Source organism: Muribacter muris (assembly GCF_001038205.1).
Taxonomy (GTDB): Bacteria; Pseudomonadota; Gammaproteobacteria; order Enterobacterales; family Pasteurellaceae; genus Muribacter; species Muribacter muris.
The window spans coordinates 1-20,431 of the sequence record NZ_JWIZ01000011.1 but is presented as its reverse complement, the minus strand read 5'-3'; the positions used below and the strand labels follow the sequence as shown (position 1 = coordinate 20,431).

Genomic DNA, 20,431 nt, shown 5'->3' with positions numbered 1-20,431 from the left:
CTGCCGCCGGCTCCTCTGTTGTGCCTCTTTCTCCGCCTCTTCCGATGCTTCTGGCTTACTACTTTCTTCACTCGGCTCTTGCGGATTCGGTACAGACTCTGACGGGGTCGGCTCTACAGACGTTTCCTCTACTGTTTCAGCCGTCTCTGATTCCGGCTTATCACCGTTCTCCGTCTGAGCATCCGGATTCGCTGCCGTCAGCTCTTCCGTTATGCCTGTCGGAGCATCAATCTGTTCTGTCGCTTTCTCCGCCTCTTCCGCTACTGCAGGCTGAGGCGTTTCCTCTACTGTTTCAGCCGTCTCTGATTCCGGCTTATCACCGTTCTCTGTCTGAGCATCCGGATTCGCTACCGTCAGCTCTTCCGTTATGCCTGTCAGCACATCAACCTGTTCCGTCTCTTGCTCTACTGCTTTCTCCGCTGCTGACTGACTGCTTTCTGCATTCGGCTTCAACTGATTCTCTACGTCTGATTGCTGTTTATTGGAATCAATATGTTCTACCGTAACTGCATTATCGCTAGAATTATTATTTTTTTCTTTAGGCAAATCCGATTTTTTTCTGTTATTTGAAGCCATTAACGCTGAAGGCAGGCCTAATATACCTATGGCAAAAAATGAATATTTAATAATATTACTAGAGACTTTAGAAGATATAATGTGCTGGCTTTTCGTTAAAGAAATCGTACTGTCGGATGAAAAAGCGGCTTCGCTATAAGGGTAATAAGAAGTATATTTTTCTAAAATAATATGAGGAATATCCCTATCTAAATATACTTCAAGATCAGATGAGTTGATAACCAATTTCACATTTTGAATAACTTGCCCATTCTCATCTAATACTTGATATTCTGTTTCAGGTTGAGCAACTAATACTAATGTTTTATCATTTTCGAGATTAAGTAAAGTAACCTCTTCTCCTTTAATTATTTTAAGTTGTTTTGTCATTTTTCTCTCCTTAAATACTCAATTCACAAATATTCCTAAATTCAATAACAGCTATCATTTATAATAAAAATTCAGGCAAAAGAATATACAAAAAGCTAATATCAATTCGATATTAGCTTTCCATTATTTATTTACTCATACTCTTCCAACCAAATGGTTAAAATTGCTTCGAGAATATGTTCGTTAGAACCTTCCGGATCATCGTCAAAATCTTCCATTTCGATGATCCATTTGTGCATATCGGTAAAACGTACGGTGGTCGGGTCTAAATCCGGATTCATATCGTACAGGTTTTCCGCAATCATTCGGGTGTCAGTCCATTTCATTAGTGTGCCGCCTCATTTGCGTGGTTAAGGTTATATTTCGGAATTTCAACAACAAGGTCTTCTTCGCCGACGATACATTGACAAGACAGACGGCTGTCGATCTCTAAGCCCCACGCTTTGTCTAACATATCTTCCTCTTGATCCGAGGTGTCGTTGAGGGAATCAAACCCTTCACGAATCACCACGTGGCAGGTGGTACAGGCACAGGAACAATCGCAGGCGTGGTGAATTTCCACACCGGCATTGTGTGCCACTTCCAATAAGTTATCACCCGTTTGGGCTTCCACAACCATACCCTCTGGGCAAAATTCTTCGTGCGGAAGAAAAACAATTTTTGGCATAATATCCTCTTTTATGTGAATCACTCAAGCGGTCGGATTCGGTGGAAAATTTGCAAAAATTTTGCCGTTTCAAACCGCTTGTCTTTTAAATAATCTCATCAACGGCTTTACCCGCTAAGGCTTTTTGAATGGATAAGTTCATTCGTCTTGCCGCAAATACTTGGGTGGCATTATCAAGGGTTTTAATCCCCTGCTGAATGGCAAGGCGATCCGTGCCTTGCTTCAAGTTAATCAAGTTTTGCAACTCGGCTTCAATCTGCTTAAATTCGTCTAATGATAACAGTGCCTCACCGTCTTCTCTCAAGGCAATAATCACGCTGTCAATCACTCTGTCCGCCTCAACACGTTGCTCGGCGAGCTGACGGGCCTCCATATCCTGCTTGGCATTGGTCATTGACGAGCGGATCATTTCGGTAACTTCATCATCGGTTAAACCGTAAGACGGCTTAATTTGAATCGAGGCTTGCACTTTGGTCGATTTCTCCATCGCCGTAACGTTCAATAGCCCGTCCGCATCGACTTGATAAGTAACTCGAATATGGGCAGCCCCTGCCACCATCGGCGGAATACCCCGTAAGGTAAAGCGACCGAGTGAACGGCAATCTTCCACCAATTCACGCTCACCCTGCACAACGTGTACACTCATTGCCGTTTGCCCGTCTTTAAAGGTGGTAAATTCCTGCGCTTTAGCAACAGGGATAGTGGTATTGCGTGGAATAATTTTTTCCACCAAACCGCCCATTGTTTCAATCCCAAGGGATAACGGCACAACATCAAGTAATAACATCTCAGCATCAGGCTTATTGCCGACCAAAATATCCGCTTGAATTGCCGCACCGAGTGCAACTACTTTGTCCGGATCGATCGAAACCAGTGGCTCACGCCCGAAAAATTCGCCCACTTGCTCCCGCACATAAGGCACACGGGTTGAACCGCCGACCATCACCACCTGTTGCACCTCATCGGCAGCTACCCCCGCATCTTTCAAAGCACGGCGGCAGGTCAGCAACGAGCGTTTCACAAGCGGTTGGATCAGCGTATTAAATTGCGAACGGCTCAGTTCACCCTGCCAGTTTGCAAATGCGAGCGGATAACTGACCGCTTGCGATAGTGCCACTTTAGCTTGATTGGCAAGGGTTAACAGTTCACGCTGTTCACTGGCGGTTTGAGGCTGCACACCCGATTGTTCACTGATCCAACGGGCAATCAGATGATCGAAATCATCGCCGCCTAATGCAGTATCGCCACCGGTCGCTAACACTTCAAATACGCCTTTACTCAAACGTAAAATGGAAATATCAAATGTGCCGCCGCCCAAATCATAAACGGCAATTACCCCCTCTTGCCCGCTGTCTAAGCCATAGGCAATTGCTGCTGCGGTCGGTTCGTTCAACAAACGTAGCACATTCAATCCTGCTAAACGTGCCGCATCTTTAGTGCTTTGACGTTGGGCATCGTCAAAATATGCCGGCACGGTAATCACTACGCCGGACAATTCACCGGCTAAATGCTGTTCTGCAAGCCGATTCAATGCCGTTAAAATATCGGCGGAGATTTCAATCGGGCTTTTATTGCCTTGTGTCGTTTGAATCAGCGGTAAGCCGTTTTCACTGGCGATAAACCAGTAAGGTAAATCGGGATAACGTTGTTGCACATCTTCAAGGCTACGCCCGATCAAACGTTTCACCGAAATCACGGTATTTTGCGGATCGCTGCTTGCGTTAGCAAAGGCGTTGCGCCCCACGCTTTTTTCACTTACACCGTAATGCACCACCGAAGGCACAAGCGCATTTTGTTGTTCATCAAGCAATACCTGTGCTTGCCCGCTGCGCACTGTCGCCACTAAGGAATTGGTTGTGCCTAAATCAATCCCCACTGCTAATTTTGCTTGATGCTGTGCCAGGCTTTGATTTGGTTCGGAAATTTGAAGTAGTGCCATATAATTTTAGTTCTCTCTTATTTTTTGTAGCTCTTCAATAAAGTAAAATTCTTCTTTCACTCTATTTAATACAGAAGGAAATCTTTTAAAAGCTCTGAACGCTTTCTTTTTCGTTATATGAGGGTCAAAATCTTTAAATAGTATTGGATCTCTTTCTAAGGCTATTGCCATTAGAGCATTCTCTTGTTCTTCATCTAAGCCTGAATTGGTATCAGAATCAACAATAAGACTGATATTAGCATTTTCTCCAGTTTCTACATCAATTAAATCCCAAATATATGAAGGCAATTTATCTACATCTGTATTATTTATTAAATTATATAACCATTGCTTAAATTCATTAAATTTAATTACACCTGAATATAAACATACTATACTGAAGCCAATTTTTTCTTTTATTAATTTACTTTGAATTTCTTTCATCTTAATTTACCGCATAGCCCATATCATCAGGGGCAAATGTGGCTTGGTAATGTCGTTCTATCGGCTGTGTTTGTTTTGTTTCAGGGTGAATGACTTGGCTGCCGTTAAGATTAGCGATATCCTGCTGCCAGTTTTGCCAACGTAAGCCGTGGTAAAAGCCGGCTAAATCCGCCGTTAATGCCCAGCCGAGAAATTGGGAATAATTTAAGCCGATGCTTTCCCAGACGTGTTTTTTTGGGGAATAGTAGTAAATCATTCCGATTTTTCCCCCTAAACCGCCGCCGTTTACGGCGAAATAACCGCCGATAGCATCATCAGCCACCAATAAATAGCGCGGGCGTTCACCAGCAGATTCAAAGGTTTTGCCGAAATTCCACTCAAATAGACCGCGTGGTAGTTTTTCACTGCCAGAGCCGATTAAGCGTAACCAGCCGTGATCCACCAAGATCCCGCCGGTTTCATAGACCACCGCCCCCAAAGGCATTTTGGTGGAAAGCTGCATTCCGACCAATTCCTTGCCGGCATTTTCAACATCTTTCGGCAAAATTTGATAATGATTATTCGCTTGTTTGAACCAGCCTTGAATAATCGCCCAAACGCTATTCTCTTTATCAATCAGTTGTTCTAGATCTTTCATCGTTAATCTAATAATTGTTCTTCGATACGTTCAATTTCCGCCATTAACTTTTTGATAAAACGGAGTTTATCGGCGATTTCGGCCGCTTTCTGCCACTGTTGCGCATTGAGAGCTTGTTCTATTTCAGCAAGTAATCGTTGGTTTTCTTTGCCGATTTCACTGCTGAAAGCGGTGAGTTTCGCCTCATTTTTTGCAATTTCAATGCTTTCAAGCTGCTCCCGCCATTCCAGTTGCTGCATCAAAAATGCCATATCTTTTTGGCTTTTTTGCTCTAAATCCTGTGCTTCACCGGTATGAATGCGGATAATCGCTTCTGCCCGTAAAATCGGATCTTTTAAAATGTGCAACGCATCGTTGATTTCCGCCGATTTTTGCATTGCCAACCGCTGTTCTTGGGCGGAATGCGCCGCAAAATTATCGGGATGTAACGATTTTTGTAGGCTTAAATAGCGAGCAGATAATTGCGATTTATCCAATGAAAAGGCAACCGGCAAATCAAAAAGTGCAAACGGGTTCATATTTTCTTCCTCTACACATTAAAACTTTCGCCGCAACCACATTCGTTCTTAACATTCGGGTTGCTGTATTTAAAGCCTTCGTTCAAGCCCTCTTTAACGTAATCCAACTCCGTGCCGGCGAGGTAAACCAGACTTTTTTCATCGACAATCACTTTCACGCCGTGTTGTTCAAAGACTTGATCGTCCTCGTTAAGTACATCAACAAATTCAAGCACATAAGCCAGCCCTGAACACCCTGATGTTTTTACCCCAAGGCGTAGGCCAATCCCTTTTCCTCGATTTTCTAAAAATGTTTTTACCCGATTAGCTGCGGTTTCTGTTAATGTTATTGACATATTTTCTCCTAAAACATATTAAAGAACCATTAGTAAGAATGGCAATCCGAATCCGAACAACGTCAATCCTGACGATAAAACAATGACCCAAAATGGCTTTTTAATATATTCTTGTTTCAATAAGGCATAACCAATACTCGACATTATAAACGCACCAGAGCTACTTATAAGATAGTATGGTAACAAAATATCAACTGATCGATCTTCATATAAGATGATAATAAATAAGTATCCCCCCAAATAGATAGCTAAAATGGTTAATGCAGAACCGGTTATAGCATTCCAGTTAATCCCCAAATAAATAAGACAAGAAAACAATACTGGGAGACTCAATAAAACCGTAATACTCAATAATAAAACTGCATCATTCCACGAATATAAATTTATATATACCCCTCCATTATCACTTAAATAATAGAAAAAATGCACTATTGGAATTAACAAGGCAGAAATCATACTCGAGAGTGCAATATATTTTTCTGATTTCATCGGTATTACCTAATATTTAGATGCTAATAAATTTAATACTCCCGATAAACACTATGATTATCTATATTAACCGTATAAAACAATCGTAAAACAGATAGACTAAAGGGGTAAAAAGAATAATAAAATTACCCCTTATTTATCTATGACCTATTTCGCAAAAAACAGGTCATATCTCACCGCTTGTTACGGTTATTTTGCGTTTTTCTCTTTATAATCGGCAATAGCTGCTTTAATTGCATCTTCCGCAAGGATTGAGCAGTGCACTTTTACCGGCGGTAATTCAAGTTCTTCTGCAATATCACTATTTTTGATTTGCGCCGCTTCGTCTAATGATTTGCCTTTTACCCATTCGGTAATCAATGAGCTTGATGCAATAGCAGAGCCGCAGCCGTAGGCTTTAAAGCGCGCATCTTCAATAATACCGGCATCATTGACTTTGATTTGTAAACGTAAAATATCGCCACACGCCGGTGCGCCGACCATACCGGTACCGATATCTGCCGCTTCTTTATCGAATGTGCCTACATTGCGTGGGTTTTCATAGTGATCGATCACTTTATCGCTATATGCCATTTTAAAATTCCTCTTAATTTGAATATGGACGCAGGCTGTGCGTCCCAACTTTTATCGCTAAAATTAGTGGTGATTCCACTCGATTGCGTCTAAATCTACGCCGTCTTTAAACATTTCCCATAATGGTGAAAGTTCACGCAATTTCACCACTGCTTTCTTCACAATTTCAATGGTGTGGTCGATCTCTTCTTCCGTTGTCCAACGACCGAGAGAGAAACGCAGAGAGCTGTGCGCCAATTCATCATCACGACCGATTGCACGCAATACATAAGACGGTTCAAGGCTGGCAGAAGTACAGGCAGAACCCGATGAAACCGCAATATCTTTAAGGGACATCATCATTGACTCGCCTTCAACAAAGTTAAAGCTAATGTTGAGGTTGCTGTCCACACGTTTACCGGCTTCCATTGAACCGTTCACATAGACTTCTTCCATATCTTTGAAGCCGTTGTAAAGACGATCACGTAACACTTTAATGCGTGCCATTTCGCTTGCCATTTCTTCTTTCGCAATACGATAAGCTTCACCCATTCCCACAATTTGATGAACCGGCAATGTACCTGAACGCATACCACGTTCGTGGCCGCCACCGTGGATAATCGCTTCTAAACGGACACGAGGTTTACGGCAAACATATAAACCGCCGATCCCTTTCGGCCCGTAAAGTTTATGGCTTGAGAAAGACATTAAATCTACATTTAATGCGTGTACGTCCACCGGAATTTTACCGACACTTTGCGTGGCATCAACGTGGAAAATGATTTTCTTGGCACGGCAGATCTGACCAATCTCGGCAATCGGCTGAATCACGCCGATTTCGTTATTGACGTGCATAATGGAGACTAAAATCGTATCCGGACGAATTGCCGCTTCAAATTTAGCCAAATCAATTAAACCGTCTTCTTCCGGCTCTAAGTAAGTTACTTCAAACCCTTCACGCTCAAGCTGACGGCAAGTGTCTAACACCGCTTTATGCTCGGTTTTGCAGGTAATGATATGTTTACCTTTTGTTTGATAAAAGTGTGCTGCACCTTTAATCGCTAAGTTGTCCGACTCCGTTGCACCGGAGGTAAACACGATTTCACGGGAATCGGCATTGATTAACTCGGCAATTTGATTACGAGCCACATCAACCGCTTCTTCCGCTTCCCAACCGAACTTGTGTGAGCGAGAGGCTGGATTACCGAAGATACCTTCTTTGGTCATATAATCCATCATTTTTTTCGCTACACGCTCGTCCACCGGACAGGTTGCAGCATAATCCAAATAAATTGGCAATTTCATTTTAACTCCTAACTAAACAATAGGTTTTTTAATAAATCAATCGATATGGTGGCGAGAATGACAATGGGATTGCTCACAATCGTGATCCCGATTTTCTTCTACCAACTCGGCAAGGGTAATCGTATGTAGAAACTGCTCAATTTGCGTTTCTAACCGCTCCCACAATGAATGGGTTAAACAACGGCTGTTATTGCTGCAATTTCCACTGCCTTTGCATTTTGAAACATCAACACTTTCGTTTACGGCGGTAATAATCATTCCTACGGTGATCTCTTGCGGCGATTTACCCAACTGATAACCACCGCCCGGCCCTCTCACGCTCTGCACCAACCCTTCTCGGCGCAGTTGGGCGAACAGTTGTTCTAAATAAGAAAGGGAAATTGCCTGACGTTCGGAAATATCCGCTAGGCTGACCGGAAATGTTTGTCCGTGTAATGCAATATCTAAGATTGCAGTTACCGCATAACGACCTCTTGACGTTAATTTCATCTTTGTGCCTTCGTTCAAGAAAGTGAATGTTATTGATTAGAATTCTATATACCCTACTAATTTAGTCAAGAATTTTAGACCAATCAACAAAATAGAATTTACAAATCAATCAGATAATGTTAATGATATAAAAAGGATGGATATATGTTATATAGATTAAATGTATAAACGCAGTGAGATTTCATAACTAACAAAATAGCCTCACCGCTCATCTATCAAAAGGATATATTAGCTTTAAATCTAACACCTACTTGATTATGATCTTCTTTAACTTTACTATACCAAGAAGATAGCCCTAATTTAAGTTTAATGTACTGATTGATGGGTATTTCACCTAGCCAATTTAATTCAATATGCCGATAAGTTTTCTTATTTAAATTTGACTTTTTAGGCAAAATCGTTTCAGCTTGTAGTAATTTAAATCCCCAATGGTAATCTTTAATTACAGCACTAATATCGCTTGAATGATAATGACTATTAAAGCCGAACGTAATGCTTCTCATACTTGAGCCAAGAGGATACCCTAATGGCAATTTCTGGTTATAATATCCATCACGGTAAATATGATGTTGATAAGTATTAGTCCTACGACCAAAATCTATGCTAGTATCAATGCCTTCTAAATACCAATTCCATGTTTGACGGTGAGAAATACTGTGACTACCATCAACTCCTACTAAATAGAAATTCTGGGTTGGTAAGTAATTTGACTCATCTTCTCCCATTACTTGTCCATAAACAGATATAGGCCACTGTATTAGTGGCATTAGCTTAATACGAAAATCCACTCCAGCAATCTGGTTACCTGGCTCCTCCTCTGAAATATTATCACCTACATTATCTCTACCTAAAAGAGCATTCGTTAATGAAGACATATTTTGTGGACGCCCTCTCCCTCCCCATTGAATAACACGTGAAAATCCCAAATCAAAGAAATCAGTGGGGCTAATACTTAAACGCATTCCAATCAGCTTTGTATTTCGTGGTGATTCCATTCCTTCATAATTCAGCATTTGCCCTCCAAAGAATTGGTATTGCCAACGACCTAACCAAGCAAGCCATTTTGTTTTAAACGGAGTTTGAAGATCACGTTGCATGTTTATACCAATAATAGGACGAGCAGAATCACCTAAAATTAAACTCCCAGTATGTCCTATACCCCAAAATCGCTTTTGTTGACCTATACTGATCCATTGATTCCATACTTTTGCTGCTACATAAGACCCTATAAAATCTATTTGTTTTGAACGATAAACCGTCTTTCCAGATAAAGAATTCACTTGAATATGAAAGTCAAGATTTTGTGAGCCAAATACCTGTATTGCTGAAAATCTAGATTGATCATAAGCATTTGTTATGCCTGTTTGTAGTATAGGATATTTAGAATTCAACTCTGCTTCTAGGCTAAACCCATCACGTCTCTCTTTTAAACTTAAACGTAAATATTGAACAATCAGCTTCTCCGATTGACTTTTAGGTTCAGCCATAGCTAAAGCATAATAAATTTCACTTAAGCTTAATGGCCAAATTGAAAGGTTTAATTTAATCACATTACGATTAACTAAACTATTTAGCTCATTAAATAGAGCTTGATCTGTCGTTAATAATTTTGGTGTCGCAAATACCAACTTAGCTACTAAAAGTAATGCTAAATATATATATTTAATATTAAATTTCATATATATCCTCATGAAGTATAATCGTATTGATAATAATCATAACGATTAGATGCTTTACGCTTGATTCCATTAAGAATAAATCCTTTTACCAAAACACCAGATTTTTCAAAAATCTCTTTAGAAAGCTTAACTTCCCTTAATGTTGTTTGTTCGTAACGACCAATTAAAAATACCATGGAAATATAATTCCCAATAATTGCTGCATCAGTTACCGCAAGAATAGGAGGAGTATCTACAATTACTAAATCATAATTTTTTGATGCCCATTGAAATAAGTCTTGAACTCGCTTACTGGATAATATTTCAGCTGGATTTTTCACAAAAGTACCTTTCGTTAATATATCAAAAGATAAATTACTTTTGGTTATAATTGCCTCTTTAAAATCAATATGGTTTGTCAAAATATCAGAAATACCTGGTGATTCCTCTAACCCAAGCAGTTTGTGTATATAACTTCTACGTAAATCCATATCTATTAATAATACTTTTTGTCCAGCTTTAGCGGCAATATTAGAAAAGTTTAACGAAATAAAACTTTTTCCAACAGATGGAGAGGAACCTGAAAATGCTATAATATTATTATTAGTTTCCATCATTGCAAAGTGGATTGAGGTTCTCAAACTACGCAATGCTTCAATAGATAAATCAGCAGGATTAAAGTCCGATAATAAAGGATAGGCACTCCGCTTATAAATTTTATCTACTGAAACCTCAATTTGTTCACGAGAAAAAGGGATTGTTCCATATACCACAAGCCCAATTTGCTCTTGAATTTCATCAACACTTTCAATAGTGCGTCTAAATAACATCTTCAACATCACAAATGCAAAACTGAATACAATTCCAAGTAACGTTGATAAAGCAACTATTAGCATTTTTTTAGGAAATACAATATCTGGCATTACCTGTGCTATATCTAAAACCCGAGCATTACCAATAATGCCGGCTTTAATTACATCAAGCTCTTGCATTTTTTTCAATAACTGAATATAAATTTGTTGCTCAATTTCCAAATCACGACTCAATCTCAATATTTCCTTCTGAGTATCTGGCAAATCTGAAATCTGTCTAGAGATCTTTTCTTTTTCTCTTAATAATACTCTTTTCTGTTCCAATAAAGAAATATAATTTGGATGACGCTTAGTAAACTTTTGAGATATTTCACTTTCTTTAGACAATAATACATTTAAATCTGTATCTAAACGCACTAAAGTATCTAAGTAAGATTTGGTTTCTAAAGATAAATCGATCGAGCTATTTTTCTGACGATATTCATTTAAAGTATTTTCAGAGTTAGCCAAATTTTCTCTGATTTCAGGTAAACGATTTTGTAAAAAATCTAAACTTTTAGAAGCATCTTCAGAGCTACGTAAAATATTCTGTGAAATATAATTATCAGAAACGCTTTTGACAATTTGCTTAATTTGATTTTTATTTTCGCCATTTAAGCTAATCTCAATAACGCCTGTTTGCTTACCTTTTTCACTGACTAATAAATTTTTTTGCAACTTTTGAATAGATAAAAGATGACTAATTTTAGAAATACGAAATTTCTTCCCAATACTTCCTTTTAATTTTGATACCTGAATAGTAAAATTGTTATTAGAATATTTATGATTTATCATCCCCTTCAGCAATAATTCACCTGTATCTGAAAATAGACTATATTGATTTTCTTCAGGAGCAATCTCTAAAATCAATTGTTCAAAAGATTCATTTGTTGGTTCAAATTCAGCTATAGTAATATCTGAATAATCTCCAAATAGTCTCTCTAAAGCTTTAGAAATAAAAGGTATAGGATAAATAGCCGATATTTGAGTAGTCAAGTTCAATTCTTGAACTGTCTTTTCTAAAACTAAACGCGATTTTAATATTGAAATTTCTGTTTGCACATACGATTGTTGATCTAAAATACTTGTAAAATCTTTAAAAATAGATGCTGTGCTATTTTTCTCTATTTGAATAGTTGCATTTGCTGTATAAATAGGGGTGACAAGTAAAGAATATACCCCCCCCAATAATGAAAATGCTAGTGTAATACAAGCAATTAGCCATTTATGATCTAATAGAGATCCAAATAACTTTACTAAATCAATTTGATATTCATCATTCTTATTCATTGTATATCCTATTTTAATCTTTGTTTCCAAGTCTCTGTTGCCTTAAACATTATGTCAAAAACATATTCAAAAGCTTCTTGGCTTTGACGATAAGGATCAGGAATTTCCTTTCCAATCCATTGACCATATAGCATTGTTTTACCTCGTACTCCAGGTAATATGCACTCTATCATCTTAATATGTTTCTTTTCCATCACTAAAATCAGATCTGCCTGCTGACATAATTCTGGTGTCAATTGTTGAGCCTGATGGGAGGAAAGATCAATCTGGTAATTCTCTGCAACAATCTTCATCATTCTATCCGCTGACTTCCCCACTAAATTGCTTTTTAATGAGGCAATACCTGCTGATCTCACCAACTTATTAGGAAAGGCGTCTTTTAAAAGCATCTCTCCCAGCGGAGAACGACAGATATTTCCCATACAAACAACTAACAGATTATCAAACATCACCAATTCCTTACTCTCAGCATACTTTCAGTTACATTGTTAAATCCTGAAAGAGTTGGAACAATTTGGGAAATAACTCTATTCCATCGTGTAATAGGTGCCGTTGTTACATAAACAATATCATAAGGCTTTAAAAAAAACTCAGTACCTAAAATATATGTAACCGGATTAGTAACGTCTAGCTGGTAAATATTAGCTATTTTTTCAATATGCTCACCTTCGTTAGTAATGGCAGTTTCTTTTCCTTCTCTCATACCACGAATTACAAAAATTCCTGTGGCATCTGATGCAAACTTATCAATTCCACCACTAGCGGAAATAGCCTCCATTAATGTCATACCATTCCTACCAATAGTAAGAAACTGAGGTTTATTAACTTCTCCTACAATAAAAACTTTTTGAGTATCATTGCGTGGAATATGAACTATATCTCCATTATTTAATAGGCGGTTTTGGGTTAAATCTCCTCTTTGAATAAGAGCCTCAAGAGATACTATTTCATCTCGTCCAGAACGAGTAATCGTAACTCTATTCCAATCTGCATTATCTGATAATCCACCAGCATTATTTACAGCGTCTAATAAAGTTAGTGGAATATTACTAATAAATTGTTGTCCCGGAGTTTTTACCTCGCCTGTAATATATGCTTTCTTAGATTTATAAGACACTACACTGACCTCAAGCTGAGGATCCATAATATAATTTGCCAAACGATTAGTTAACTGTTGACGAATTTGATTTATAGTTAATCCAACTACTTTAATCTTCCCCACATAAGGGTAAAAAATTGTCCCATCTGGGTGTACTTGGTTACCAGACTCAGCCGCTGTTCTATATGATCCTGCGGGAGTTGTTAACTCAGGATGCTCCCATACAGTTACATTCAAAACATCTCCAACACCCACTTGGTACTGATAATTTTCAATTTGTCTATCTAAAGTAACATTATTTTTTGCTACTGCAGTTACTGGAGCAAGCTGCTTTAATAACGTTGGCGTAATCAGGTAAGCATCTATGGCTTTATCAGCTTCCAAGACCGAACCATTTACTTTCATTTCTTTAAACAAAATAGGGTTATTTGATGAAGGAAGTAAAATTGAACATCCAGTCAATGCCAATAAGGTTATAAATAAAATTGCACTTTTAAAAAAATTAGACATAAAATATCCACTAATAACTTATTAAATTAAAATTAAACAGACTTATTAATTTACCATTTTATATTCTCAATAGTAAATTATTTTTTATTTTACCAATGTAGAATCCCTAATGCTATCACTTTCAAGCAATAAAAACTCCCCCTAAAACCTAAAGGAAAGTCTTAAATGCTTATAATCCTATAATATCTATTACATTTCCTACACAGAAGCCAACCAATCTAAATTATAAAACTCTGTAATAGCTATTATCTATATTATCTGAGCGATAATTGAAAAATCATCGTTTCCGCTTGGCAGCTAAAATCAAAACGGGCAACCAGTTCATAACCGCCCTCAACCGCTTTAATTTCACTGCTGATCTCGCACGGTTCGGACTCCGCCGCTCTGGCTTTTTCGGTTAAATATGCAAGAGCCGCTTCGGCATCGGCTTGGCTGGCATAGACTTGGCTGAAATCGACCGCACATTCGCTGTTATCGATAATCGTGCCGACATCAACACAACAGCAAGCGGGCGTTTCATTTAATTTGCATTCAGTCATTTTGTACCTCGTAATGTGTTAAAAATTAAACGGGGCTTATTTTACTCCCCTCTGCCGCTAAGTTCAAATTATCCCTAAAACTTTTCTGTCTAACTGGTCGGAACACTGTCGGTTTCGGCGGATTTTCATTGATTTCTGAGGCTAGCCCCGTAGAATGCCGCCCGTTTATCTTAAACGCTAAAGCGGTTTTGCATACTTTGCCGAGCAACTAACCGCTTACATTATCTAAGAGGATTACCTAATGACCAAATTTACCAAAACCCTCCTTGCCTCTCTTGTTAGCTTGAGTGCCGCCGGCGCAAACGCCGCAGCATTCCAGTTAGCTGAAGTCTCTACATCAGGCTTAGGGGCGGCATACGCAGGGAATGCGGCAGTGGCAAACGATGCGTCTGTTATTGCAACCAATCCCGCACTAATGACCCAATTCAAACAAACGGAAATTTCCGTTGGTGGCGTATTAGTTGATGGCAAAGTCGATGTTACCGGCACAATGGGAACAACCTTAAACGGCAACTATGTCGCCCTTGCCGATGCGTCTCACAAAAATGTCATTCCTCGTGGCTTTATTCCTAACCTCTATGTCGTTGCACCGATTAACGAGCGTTTTGCTATCGGGGGCGGAATGAACGTCAATTACGGCTTAAAATCAAAATACAATCCGGATTACAATGCAGGTATTTTCGGGGGGAACACGGAATTAAAAGCAATCAACTTGAATTTAAGCGGCGCTTACAATTTAGGCTACGGCTTTAGTCTTGGTGCAGGCTTAAATGCAATCTATTCACAGGCAGAAGTCATTCGTCATTTAGGCGTTTCCGGTAAGGCTTTGGCACAACGTCTTAATACTGCCGCCCAAAACCCACGTCTTGCCCCGCTTGCCGCACAACTCAATACCGCTGCTGCAACCCTTGCACAAATGCAAAACGGCACGGAAATTTCCCGTTTAAGCGGTGATGAATGGAGCTTTGGTTGGAACGCCGGATTAAGCTACGACATCAATGAAAGAAACCGTATCGGCGTGGCTTATCACTCTGCGGTGAATGTGAAATTTAAAGGCGATTATTCCAATGCGTTCCCAACGCAATTTAACCCGTTAATCAACCAACTGTCTGCAATGGGCGTTGCCTTACCGCTTAGCCAAGCAACAGGCGGCGAACGCATTCCGGGGCGTTTAACCTTACATTTGCCGGCGTACTGGGAAATTTCTACTTACCACAAATTAACCGATAAATTCGCAATGCAATTTAGCTATAAACGCACGGAATGGTCAAAATTTAAAAAATTAGAAGCGTACGGTCAATCGGGCAATGTGCTGTTCAGCAAAGCGGAAAATTACAGCGACTCATCACGCATTGCAATTGGTGCGTCTTATGATGTCAGCGAAGCATTAACCTTGCGTGCCGGCTTGGCGCACGATGAAAATGCGAGTATCAATAATCCGTCCATCTCCATTCCGGATACGGATCGCACTTGGTACTCTCTCGGTGCAACTTATCGCTTTACACCAAATCTATCAACCGACATCGGTTTCACCCATCTAAGAGGCTCGAAAAACCGTTTCAACGAAGATGGTCGTGGCGTGTTTGAAGTCAAATCGAAAGCAAACCTCTACGGATTGAATATCAATTATAAATTCTAATCATCATTAGCGGACGCCGATATGGCGTCCGTTTATTTATGGTTTTGAACGATTGCATATTATATAGAAATTTTAACAGAATGTAGGGACACACTGCGTGTGTCCTTTATACAAATCAAATTATTTCAATAGGTTAAAATCCAGACACACGCAGTGTGTCCCGACAAGCGAACAAAAAACAACTTTGTGCAACGGCTACATAATATTGCAAATTTCCCTGCCAAACTCACCGCGTGTTATAGATCCGCTTGATGCTTTTTCACTAACCCTTCAAAAAAGGCAATCGCCGCTTTCACTTTGGGTGAAAGATAACGGCGGTTCGGGTATAGCAAGCTAATATCCAAAAGCGACTGTTGGCTATGGGGCAAAAACGGCACTAACGCCCCGCTTGCCAGTTCATCTTTCACGAGAAATTTCGGAATTAAAATCACGCCTAAACCGTTTTTTGCCATTTGCACCAACGCATAGCCGTTATTACTCACCACTTTGCCCGGCGGCTTAAATTTTACGCTGCGCCCGTTTTCATTAAAATGCCATACCGTTTGACTTTCATAGAGTAAGCACTGATGTTGCTGCAACGCCAACGCCGTTTGTGGCGTACCGAATTTGGCGAGATAATCGGGGGCAGCCACAATAATATGTTCGGAAATCCCAATCCGCTTGGCGATAATCGAACTATCCTGCAATTTGCCGATGCGTAACACCAAATCGTAGCCTTCTGAAATCAGATCCACATAGCGATCGGAAAAATCCAACTGTAATTGCAACTGCGGGTGTTGTGCCAAAAATTCATTGAGGTGCGGCGCAATAAAGCGAGAACCGAAATCCAACGGCACGGAAATCGTGAGTTTGCCTTGCAAATGGGTGGTTAAATCGTGCATACAATCTTCGGTTTCCGCCAGCTCGGCGAGAATTGGCAAGCAACGTTGATAATAAAACATCCCTGCTTCGGTTGGGGTAATTTTGCGCGTGGTACGTTGCAACAGCCGCACGTTCAAATGCGCCTCCAACTGTGCGACTAATTTACTCGCCATTGCCAGCGACATTTGGCTCTGCTCGGCGGCTTTAGTAAAACTTTGCTGCTCAATCACCTTGCAAAAAATTTGAATTGCGTTGAGTTTATCCATATCTGCTCCCTATTCACAATGTCTATTAGTTTAACATAAGCGCATTTTGCTTGGGAAAAACGGCTGATGCCGTGTATCACCTTAAATCTCACGCTATGATAAAGATGTTCGGTTACTTAAATATGAAAACGCCCATCGTTTTTGGCTCATTGCAGAAAAACAAGAAAAACCGACCGCTTGTTATACCGCCAAGCACAATGCCGGATAAAATTATGTACAGTTGCACGATTTTCCCGCCCTCGATATTGTTTTTTTAGAATCCCTTGCTATTATCTATCAGATTTTATCTTTCTTTTTAAAATGCGCATAAAAATCATACAAATGCGACTTTTTCATCTTCATTAGGGACTACTCAATGGGAAAATCATTAGTAATTGTGGAATCGCCGGCCAAAGCCAAAACAATTAACAAGTATCTCGGCAGCGATTTTGTGGTGAAATCCAGTGTCGGTCATATTCGGGATTTGCCGACCGGCAGTAGCGGCGAAAAAACCGAAAAAGCCAAACCGATCTCGACCAAAGGTCTAAGCGCCGAGCAAAAAGCCGAGCTTAAAGCACAAAAAGAACGCACCGCATTGGTTAAACGAATGGGGATCGACCCCTACGACGATTGGCAAGCCACTTACCAAATTCTCCCAGGTAAAGAAAAAGTCGTTTCAGAACTCAAATCCCTCGCCAAAAAAGCCGACCATATCTATCTGGCAACCGATTTGGATAGAGAGGGAGAAGCGATTGCGTGGCATTTGCGGGAAGTGATCGGCGGCAAGGACGACCGTTTCAGCCGTGTGGTGTTTAACGAAATCACCAAAAATGCGATCACCCAAGCGTTTGAAAAACCGGAACATCTTAATATGGATCGGGTAAACGCCCAACAAACCCGCCGCTTTTTAGACCGCGTGGTCGGCTTTATGGTCTCCCCACTGCTGTGGAAAAAAGTGGCTCGCGGCTTATCTGCCGGACGGGTACAATCTGTCGCCGTCAAATTATTGGTGGAGCGGGAACGGGAAATCAAAGCCTTTCAGCCGGAAGAGTTTTGGGAAATTTTTGCCCAAGCCAACGCTGCCTCAGGGGCGTTAAACCTTGAGCTGACCCACGCCAAAGGCAAAAAATTCCACGCTAAAAATCAAAAACAGGCGCAACAGGCGGTCGAAGCCCTGCAACAATCGTCTTTTATTGTCAGTGATATTGAACAAAAACCGACTTCATCAAAGGCAAAACCGCCGTTTATCACCTCAACCCTGCAACAAGCCGCCAGTACCCGCTTAGGGTTTAGCGTGAAAAAAACGATGATGTTGGCGCAACGTCTCTACGAAGCCGGCTATATCACCTATATGCGTACCGATTCAACCAATCTTAGCCAAGATGCGCTGACAATGGCTCGCCACTATATTGAAACCCAATTTGGCGAAAAATACTTACCGGCAAAACCGAATTTCTACGCCAGCAAAGAGAAAGCGCAAGAAGCGCACGAAGCGATCCGCCCGTCTGATGTGAATCTGAAATCCGGCGATTTAAGCGGAATGGAAAAAGATGCGGAACGGCTCTACGATTTGATTTGGCGACAATTCCTCGCCTGCCAAATGCCGCCGGCACAGTACGATTCCACCAGCGTTACCGTTACCGCCGGCGATTACGAATTAAAAACCAAAGGACGTGTACTGCGTTTTGACGGCTGGACGAAAGTATTAGCCATTCAAGGCAAAACCGCCGAAGATCAAGTATTACCGCCCCTTAGTCTTCACGAAGAATTAGCCTTGCAAGCGGTCAATCCGAGCCAACATTTTACCAAACCGCCGGCACGTTACAGCGAAGCGGCATTGGTTAAAGAGCTGGAAAAACGGGGCATCGGTCGCCCTTCTACCTACGCCGCCATTATTTCCACCATTCAAGAACGTGGCTATGTGCGGGTGGAAAACCGCCGCTTCTATGCGGAAAAAATGGGCGAAATTGTAACCGATCGCCTCAATGAATCCTTCAGCGATTTAATGAACTACGATTTCACCGCCAATATGGAAGACACCCTCGACCAAATCGCCTCTGGCAACAGTAATTGGAAAGCCGAGCTTAACCGCTTTTTTGCTGATTTCTCCGAAAAACTGACCACCGCAGAGCTGAACGAATTGGAAGGCGGAATGAAACCAAATCATTTGGTCGAAACGGACATACACTGTCCAACCTGCCAACGCCCGATGGCGATCCGCACCGCCAGCACCGGCGTATTTCTCGGCTGTACTGGCTATGCCCTACCGCCGAAAGAACGCTGCAAAACCACAATGAATTTAATCGCCGAAGCGGAATTGCATAATGTACTGGACGAAGATTCCGAAACCAACGCCCTAATGCAACGCAAACGCTGCCCGAAATGCGACACTGCAATGGACAGTTATGTGCTTGATCCGCAACGCAAAATTCACATCTGCGGAAACAACCCGAACTGCGAGGGCTATTTGGTCGAAGAAGGCAGCTTCAAAATCAAAGGCTATGACGGCCCGATTGTCGAATGCGATAAATGCGGAGCGGATATGCACCTCAAACTCGGACGCTTCGGCAAATATATGGGCTGCACAAATTGCGATAACACCCGCAAAATCCTCAAAAACGGCGAAGTAGCACCGCCACGGGAAGAACCGGTACATTTCCCCGAACTCAAGTGCGAAAAATCCGATGCCTACTTTGTGCTACGAGACGGCGCAAGCGGTGTGTTTATGTCGGCACATAATTTCCCGAAATCCAGAGAAAGCCGCGCGCCGAAAGTGGCGGAACTGGCACAATTCCGTGATCGCCTGCCGGAAAAATTACGCTATTTAGCCGATGCCCCGCAGCACGATCCGGAAGGCAACGAGGCAATCGTCCGCTTTAGCCGCAAGGAAAAACGCCAATACGTTACCTCCGAAAAAGACGGCAAAGCAACCAAATGGCTTGTGGATTATCTGGACGGAAATTGGGTGGAACGCAAAAAATAACCGTTTCATAAAACGAATAAAGGCGTTCTGGATTTCTCGCTTACAGGTACTGCCTACATCCAAAATTCAGCACCACAATATACTATTGCAAAGGGCACACGCAGTGTGCCCTTACTGTGGTATAAAACAGCCCCAAAATGCCGGTTCATAAAGCAGCCAAAGAAAATGCCAAATGTATCACTTTTAGGGGCGCACTGCGTGCGCCTAAAATCCATATTCACAAGTACCGTATTTTTACGATCGTTGATATAATATGCCAAACTTTCCCTCAAAACAAACCGCTTATAGTCGGATATTTGGGAAAATTTACACTTTAAATCCAAATAACCCTTTGATTTAACTCGCATTTTATAAGGAAAAACGTTATAATGCCAACAGCCAACAGCCAACAGCCCACAGCCAACAGCCAACAGCCAACAGCCAACAGCAAACAGCAAACAGCAAACAGCTAACAACC

Annotated in this window: 21 protein-coding genes; 2 read left to right on the top strand and 19 right to left on the bottom strand. The window is 41.0% G+C overall.

The annotated features are described in order from the left end of the window. The 17 genes from RO21_RS02155 to RO21_RS02075 form a co-directional block, all read right to left on the bottom strand. Positions 1-945: hypothetical protein (locus RO21_RS02155; RefSeq protein WP_047976160.1), on the bottom strand; the 945-nt coding region annotated here is incomplete at its 3' end. Positions 946-1,076: 131 nt separating this feature from the next. Continuing rightward, positions 1,077-1,271: a Fe-S cluster assembly protein IscX gene (gene iscX / locus RO21_RS02150; RefSeq protein ID WP_047976159.1), complete on the bottom strand. Its 195-nt coding sequence runs from the start codon at positions 1,269-1,271 to the stop codon at positions 1,077-1,079. Continuing rightward, positions 1,271-1,612, bottom strand: a complete 342-nt coding sequence (fdx, locus tag RO21_RS02145) for an ISC system 2Fe-2S type ferredoxin (protein WP_047976158.1) — start codon at positions 1,610-1,612, stop codon at positions 1,271-1,273. Before fdx ends, iscX begins: the two co-directional genes overlap by 1 nt. Positions 1,613-1,697: 85 nt before the next feature. After that, complete coding sequence (gene hscA, locus RO21_RS02140; protein ID WP_047976157.1) at positions 1,698-3,551, bottom strand: Fe-S protein assembly chaperone HscA; 1,854 nt, start codon at positions 3,549-3,551, stop codon at positions 1,698-1,700. A gap of 6 nt (positions 3,552-3,557) precedes the next feature. Continuing rightward, positions 3,558-3,974: a hypothetical protein gene (locus tag RO21_RS02135; protein WP_047976156.1), complete on the bottom strand. Its 417-nt coding sequence runs from the start codon at positions 3,972-3,974 to the stop codon at positions 3,558-3,560. 1 nt (position 3,975) lies between these two features. Beyond that, positions 3,976-4,611, bottom strand: a complete 636-nt coding sequence (locus RO21_RS02130; protein ID WP_047976155.1) for a DUF2625 family protein — start codon at positions 4,609-4,611, stop codon at positions 3,976-3,978. Positions 4,612-4,613: 2 nt separating this feature from the next. After that, positions 4,614-5,129 carry a Fe-S protein assembly co-chaperone HscB gene (hscB, locus tag RO21_RS02125; protein ID WP_047976154.1) on the bottom strand — a complete coding sequence of 172 codons (516 nt, stop codon included), beginning with the start codon at positions 5,127-5,129 and terminating at the stop codon, positions 4,614-4,616. An 11-nt stretch (positions 5,130-5,140) separates the two neighbouring features. After that, complete coding sequence (gene iscA / locus RO21_RS02120; RefSeq protein ID WP_047976153.1) at positions 5,141-5,464, bottom strand: iron-sulfur cluster assembly protein IscA; 324 nt, start codon at positions 5,462-5,464, stop codon at positions 5,141-5,143. Positions 5,465-5,482: 18 nt separating this feature from the next. Beyond that, the gene (locus tag RO21_RS02115; protein WP_047976152.1) at positions 5,483-5,953 is read right to left on the bottom strand and encodes a hypothetical protein; all 471 of its coding nucleotides are present in this window, start codon (positions 5,951-5,953) and stop codon (positions 5,483-5,485) included. 189 nt (positions 5,954-6,142) lie between these two features. Beyond that, a complete protein-coding gene (iscU, locus tag RO21_RS02110; protein ID WP_047976151.1) occupies positions 6,143-6,526 on the bottom strand; it encodes a Fe-S cluster assembly scaffold IscU in 384 nt (127 codons plus the stop codon). Positions 6,527-6,589: 63 nt separating this feature from the next. Further along, entirely contained in the window at positions 6,590-7,810 is a 1,221-nt protein-coding gene (locus RO21_RS02105; RefSeq protein ID WP_047976150.1) for an IscS subfamily cysteine desulfurase, read from the bottom strand. Positions 7,811-7,846: 36 nt separating this feature from the next. After that, positions 7,847-8,299, bottom strand: a complete 453-nt coding sequence (locus RO21_RS02100) for an Rrf2 family transcriptional regulator (protein ID WP_047976149.1) — start codon at positions 8,297-8,299, stop codon at positions 7,847-7,849. Positions 8,300-8,514: 215 nt separating this feature from the next. Beyond that, positions 8,515-9,978 carry a capsule assembly Wzi family protein gene (locus RO21_RS02095; RefSeq protein ID WP_053067698.1) on the bottom strand — a complete coding sequence of 488 codons (1,464 nt, stop codon included), beginning with the start codon at positions 9,976-9,978 and terminating at the stop codon, positions 8,515-8,517. An 8-nt stretch (positions 9,979-9,986) separates the two neighbouring features. Next, positions 9,987-12,098, bottom strand: a complete 2,112-nt coding sequence (locus tag RO21_RS02090; protein WP_047976148.1) for a polysaccharide biosynthesis tyrosine autokinase — start codon at positions 12,096-12,098, stop codon at positions 9,987-9,989. Between the two features lie 8 nt (positions 12,099-12,106). Beyond that, the gene (locus tag RO21_RS02085; RefSeq protein WP_047976147.1) at positions 12,107-12,547 is read right to left on the bottom strand and encodes an arsenate reductase/protein-tyrosine-phosphatase family protein; all 441 of its coding nucleotides are present in this window, start codon (positions 12,545-12,547) and stop codon (positions 12,107-12,109) included. After that, positions 12,547-13,707, bottom strand: a complete 1,161-nt coding sequence (locus RO21_RS02080; protein ID WP_047976146.1) for a polysaccharide export protein — start codon at positions 13,705-13,707, stop codon at positions 12,547-12,549. The genes RO21_RS02085 and RO21_RS02080 overlap by 1 nt, the downstream gene beginning before the upstream one ends. A 254-nt stretch (positions 13,708-13,961) precedes the next feature. Beyond that, positions 13,962-14,246, bottom strand: a complete 285-nt coding sequence (locus RO21_RS02075) for a YfcZ/YiiS family protein (protein WP_047976145.1) — start codon at positions 14,244-14,246, stop codon at positions 13,962-13,964. Between the two features lie 241 nt (positions 14,247-14,487). On the opposite strand from RO21_RS02075, the gene RO21_RS02070 reads away from it, so the two are divergent. Beyond that, a complete protein-coding gene (locus RO21_RS02070) occupies positions 14,488-15,885 on the top strand; it encodes a porin (RefSeq protein ID WP_047976144.1) in 1,398 nt (465 codons plus the stop codon). Between the two features lie 236 nt (positions 15,886-16,121). On the opposite strand, the gene RO21_RS02065 is transcribed toward RO21_RS02070, so the two are convergent. After that, positions 16,122-17,012, bottom strand: coding sequence for a LysR family transcriptional regulator (locus tag RO21_RS02065; protein ID WP_047976143.1), 891 nt, complete (start codon positions 17,010-17,012; stop codon positions 16,122-16,124). A 355-nt stretch (positions 17,013-17,367) separates the two neighbouring features. Between RO21_RS02065 and topA the strand changes: the two genes are divergently transcribed. Next, positions 17,368-19,974, top strand: coding sequence for a type I DNA topoisomerase (gene topA / locus RO21_RS02060; RefSeq protein ID WP_047976142.1), 2,607 nt, complete (start codon positions 17,368-17,370; stop codon positions 19,972-19,974). Positions 19,975-20,027: 53 nt separating this feature from the next. Here topA and RO21_RS13270 read toward each other — a convergent pair. Next, positions 20,028-20,431 (bottom strand): hypothetical protein (locus tag RO21_RS13270; protein ID WP_047976141.1); only part of this gene is annotated, 404 nt, incomplete at its 5' end.

Bases quoted from the DNA above. Each gene is read 5' to 3' on its own strand.
- hscA (WP_047976157.1), bottom strand. From the start codon at position 3,551: ATGGCACTACTTCAAATTTCCGAACCAAATCAAAGCCTGGCACAGCAT.
- RO21_RS02080 (WP_047976146.1), bottom strand. From the start codon at position 13,707: ATGTCTAATTTTTTTAAAAGTGCAATTTTATTTATAACCTTATTGGCA.
- RO21_RS02075 (WP_047976145.1), bottom strand. From the start codon at position 14,246: ATGACTGAATGCAAATTAAATGAAACGCCCGCTTGCTGTTGTGTTGAT.
- iscA (WP_047976153.1), bottom strand. From the start codon at position 5,464: ATGTCAATAACATTAACAGAAACCGCAGCTAATCGGGTAAAAACATTT.
- RO21_RS02115 (WP_047976152.1), bottom strand. From the start codon at position 5,953: ATGAAATCAGAAAAATATATTGCACTCTCGAGTATGATTTCTGCCTTG.
- iscX (WP_047976159.1), bottom strand. From the start codon at position 1,271: ATGAAATGGACTGACACCCGAATGATTGCGGAAAACCTGTACGATATG.
- RO21_RS02100 (WP_047976149.1), bottom strand. From the start codon at position 8,299: ATGAAATTAACGTCAAGAGGTCGTTATGCGGTAACTGCAATCTTAGAT.
- fdx (WP_047976158.1), bottom strand. From the start codon at position 1,612: ATGCCAAAAATTGTTTTTCTTCCGCACGAAGAATTTTGCCCAGAGGGT.
- RO21_RS02090 (WP_047976148.1), bottom strand. From the start codon at position 12,098: ATGAATAAGAATGATGAATATCAAATTGATTTAGTAAAGTTATTTGGA.
- RO21_RS02105 (WP_047976150.1), bottom strand. From the start codon at position 7,810: ATGAAATTGCCAATTTATTTGGATTATGCTGCAACCTGTCCGGTGGAC.
- RO21_RS02085 (WP_047976147.1), bottom strand. From the start codon at position 12,547: ATGTTTGATAATCTGTTAGTTGTTTGTATGGGAAATATCTGTCGTTCT.
- RO21_RS02065 (WP_047976143.1), bottom strand. From the start codon at position 17,012: ATGGATAAACTCAACGCAATTCAAATTTTTTGCAAGGTGATTGAGCAG.
- iscU (WP_047976151.1), bottom strand. From the start codon at position 6,526: ATGGCATATAGCGATAAAGTGATCGATCACTATGAAAACCCACGCAAT.
- topA (WP_047976142.1), top strand. From the start codon at position 17,368: ATGGGAAAATCATTAGTAATTGTGGAATCGCCGGCCAAAGCCAAAACA.
- hscB (WP_047976154.1), bottom strand. From the start codon at position 5,129: ATGAACCCGTTTGCACTTTTTGATTTGCCGGTTGCCTTTTCATTGGAT.
- RO21_RS02095 (WP_053067698.1), bottom strand. From the start codon at position 9,978: ATGAAATTTAATATTAAATATATATATTTAGCATTACTTTTAGTAGCT.
- RO21_RS02130 (WP_047976155.1), bottom strand. From the start codon at position 4,611: ATGAAAGATCTAGAACAACTGATTGATAAAGAGAATAGCGTTTGGGCG.
- RO21_RS02135 (WP_047976156.1), bottom strand. From the start codon at position 3,974: ATGAAAGAAATTCAAAGTAAATTAATAAAAGAAAAAATTGGCTTCAGT.
- RO21_RS02070 (WP_047976144.1), top strand. From the start codon at position 14,488: ATGACCAAATTTACCAAAACCCTCCTTGCCTCTCTTGTTAGCTTGAGT.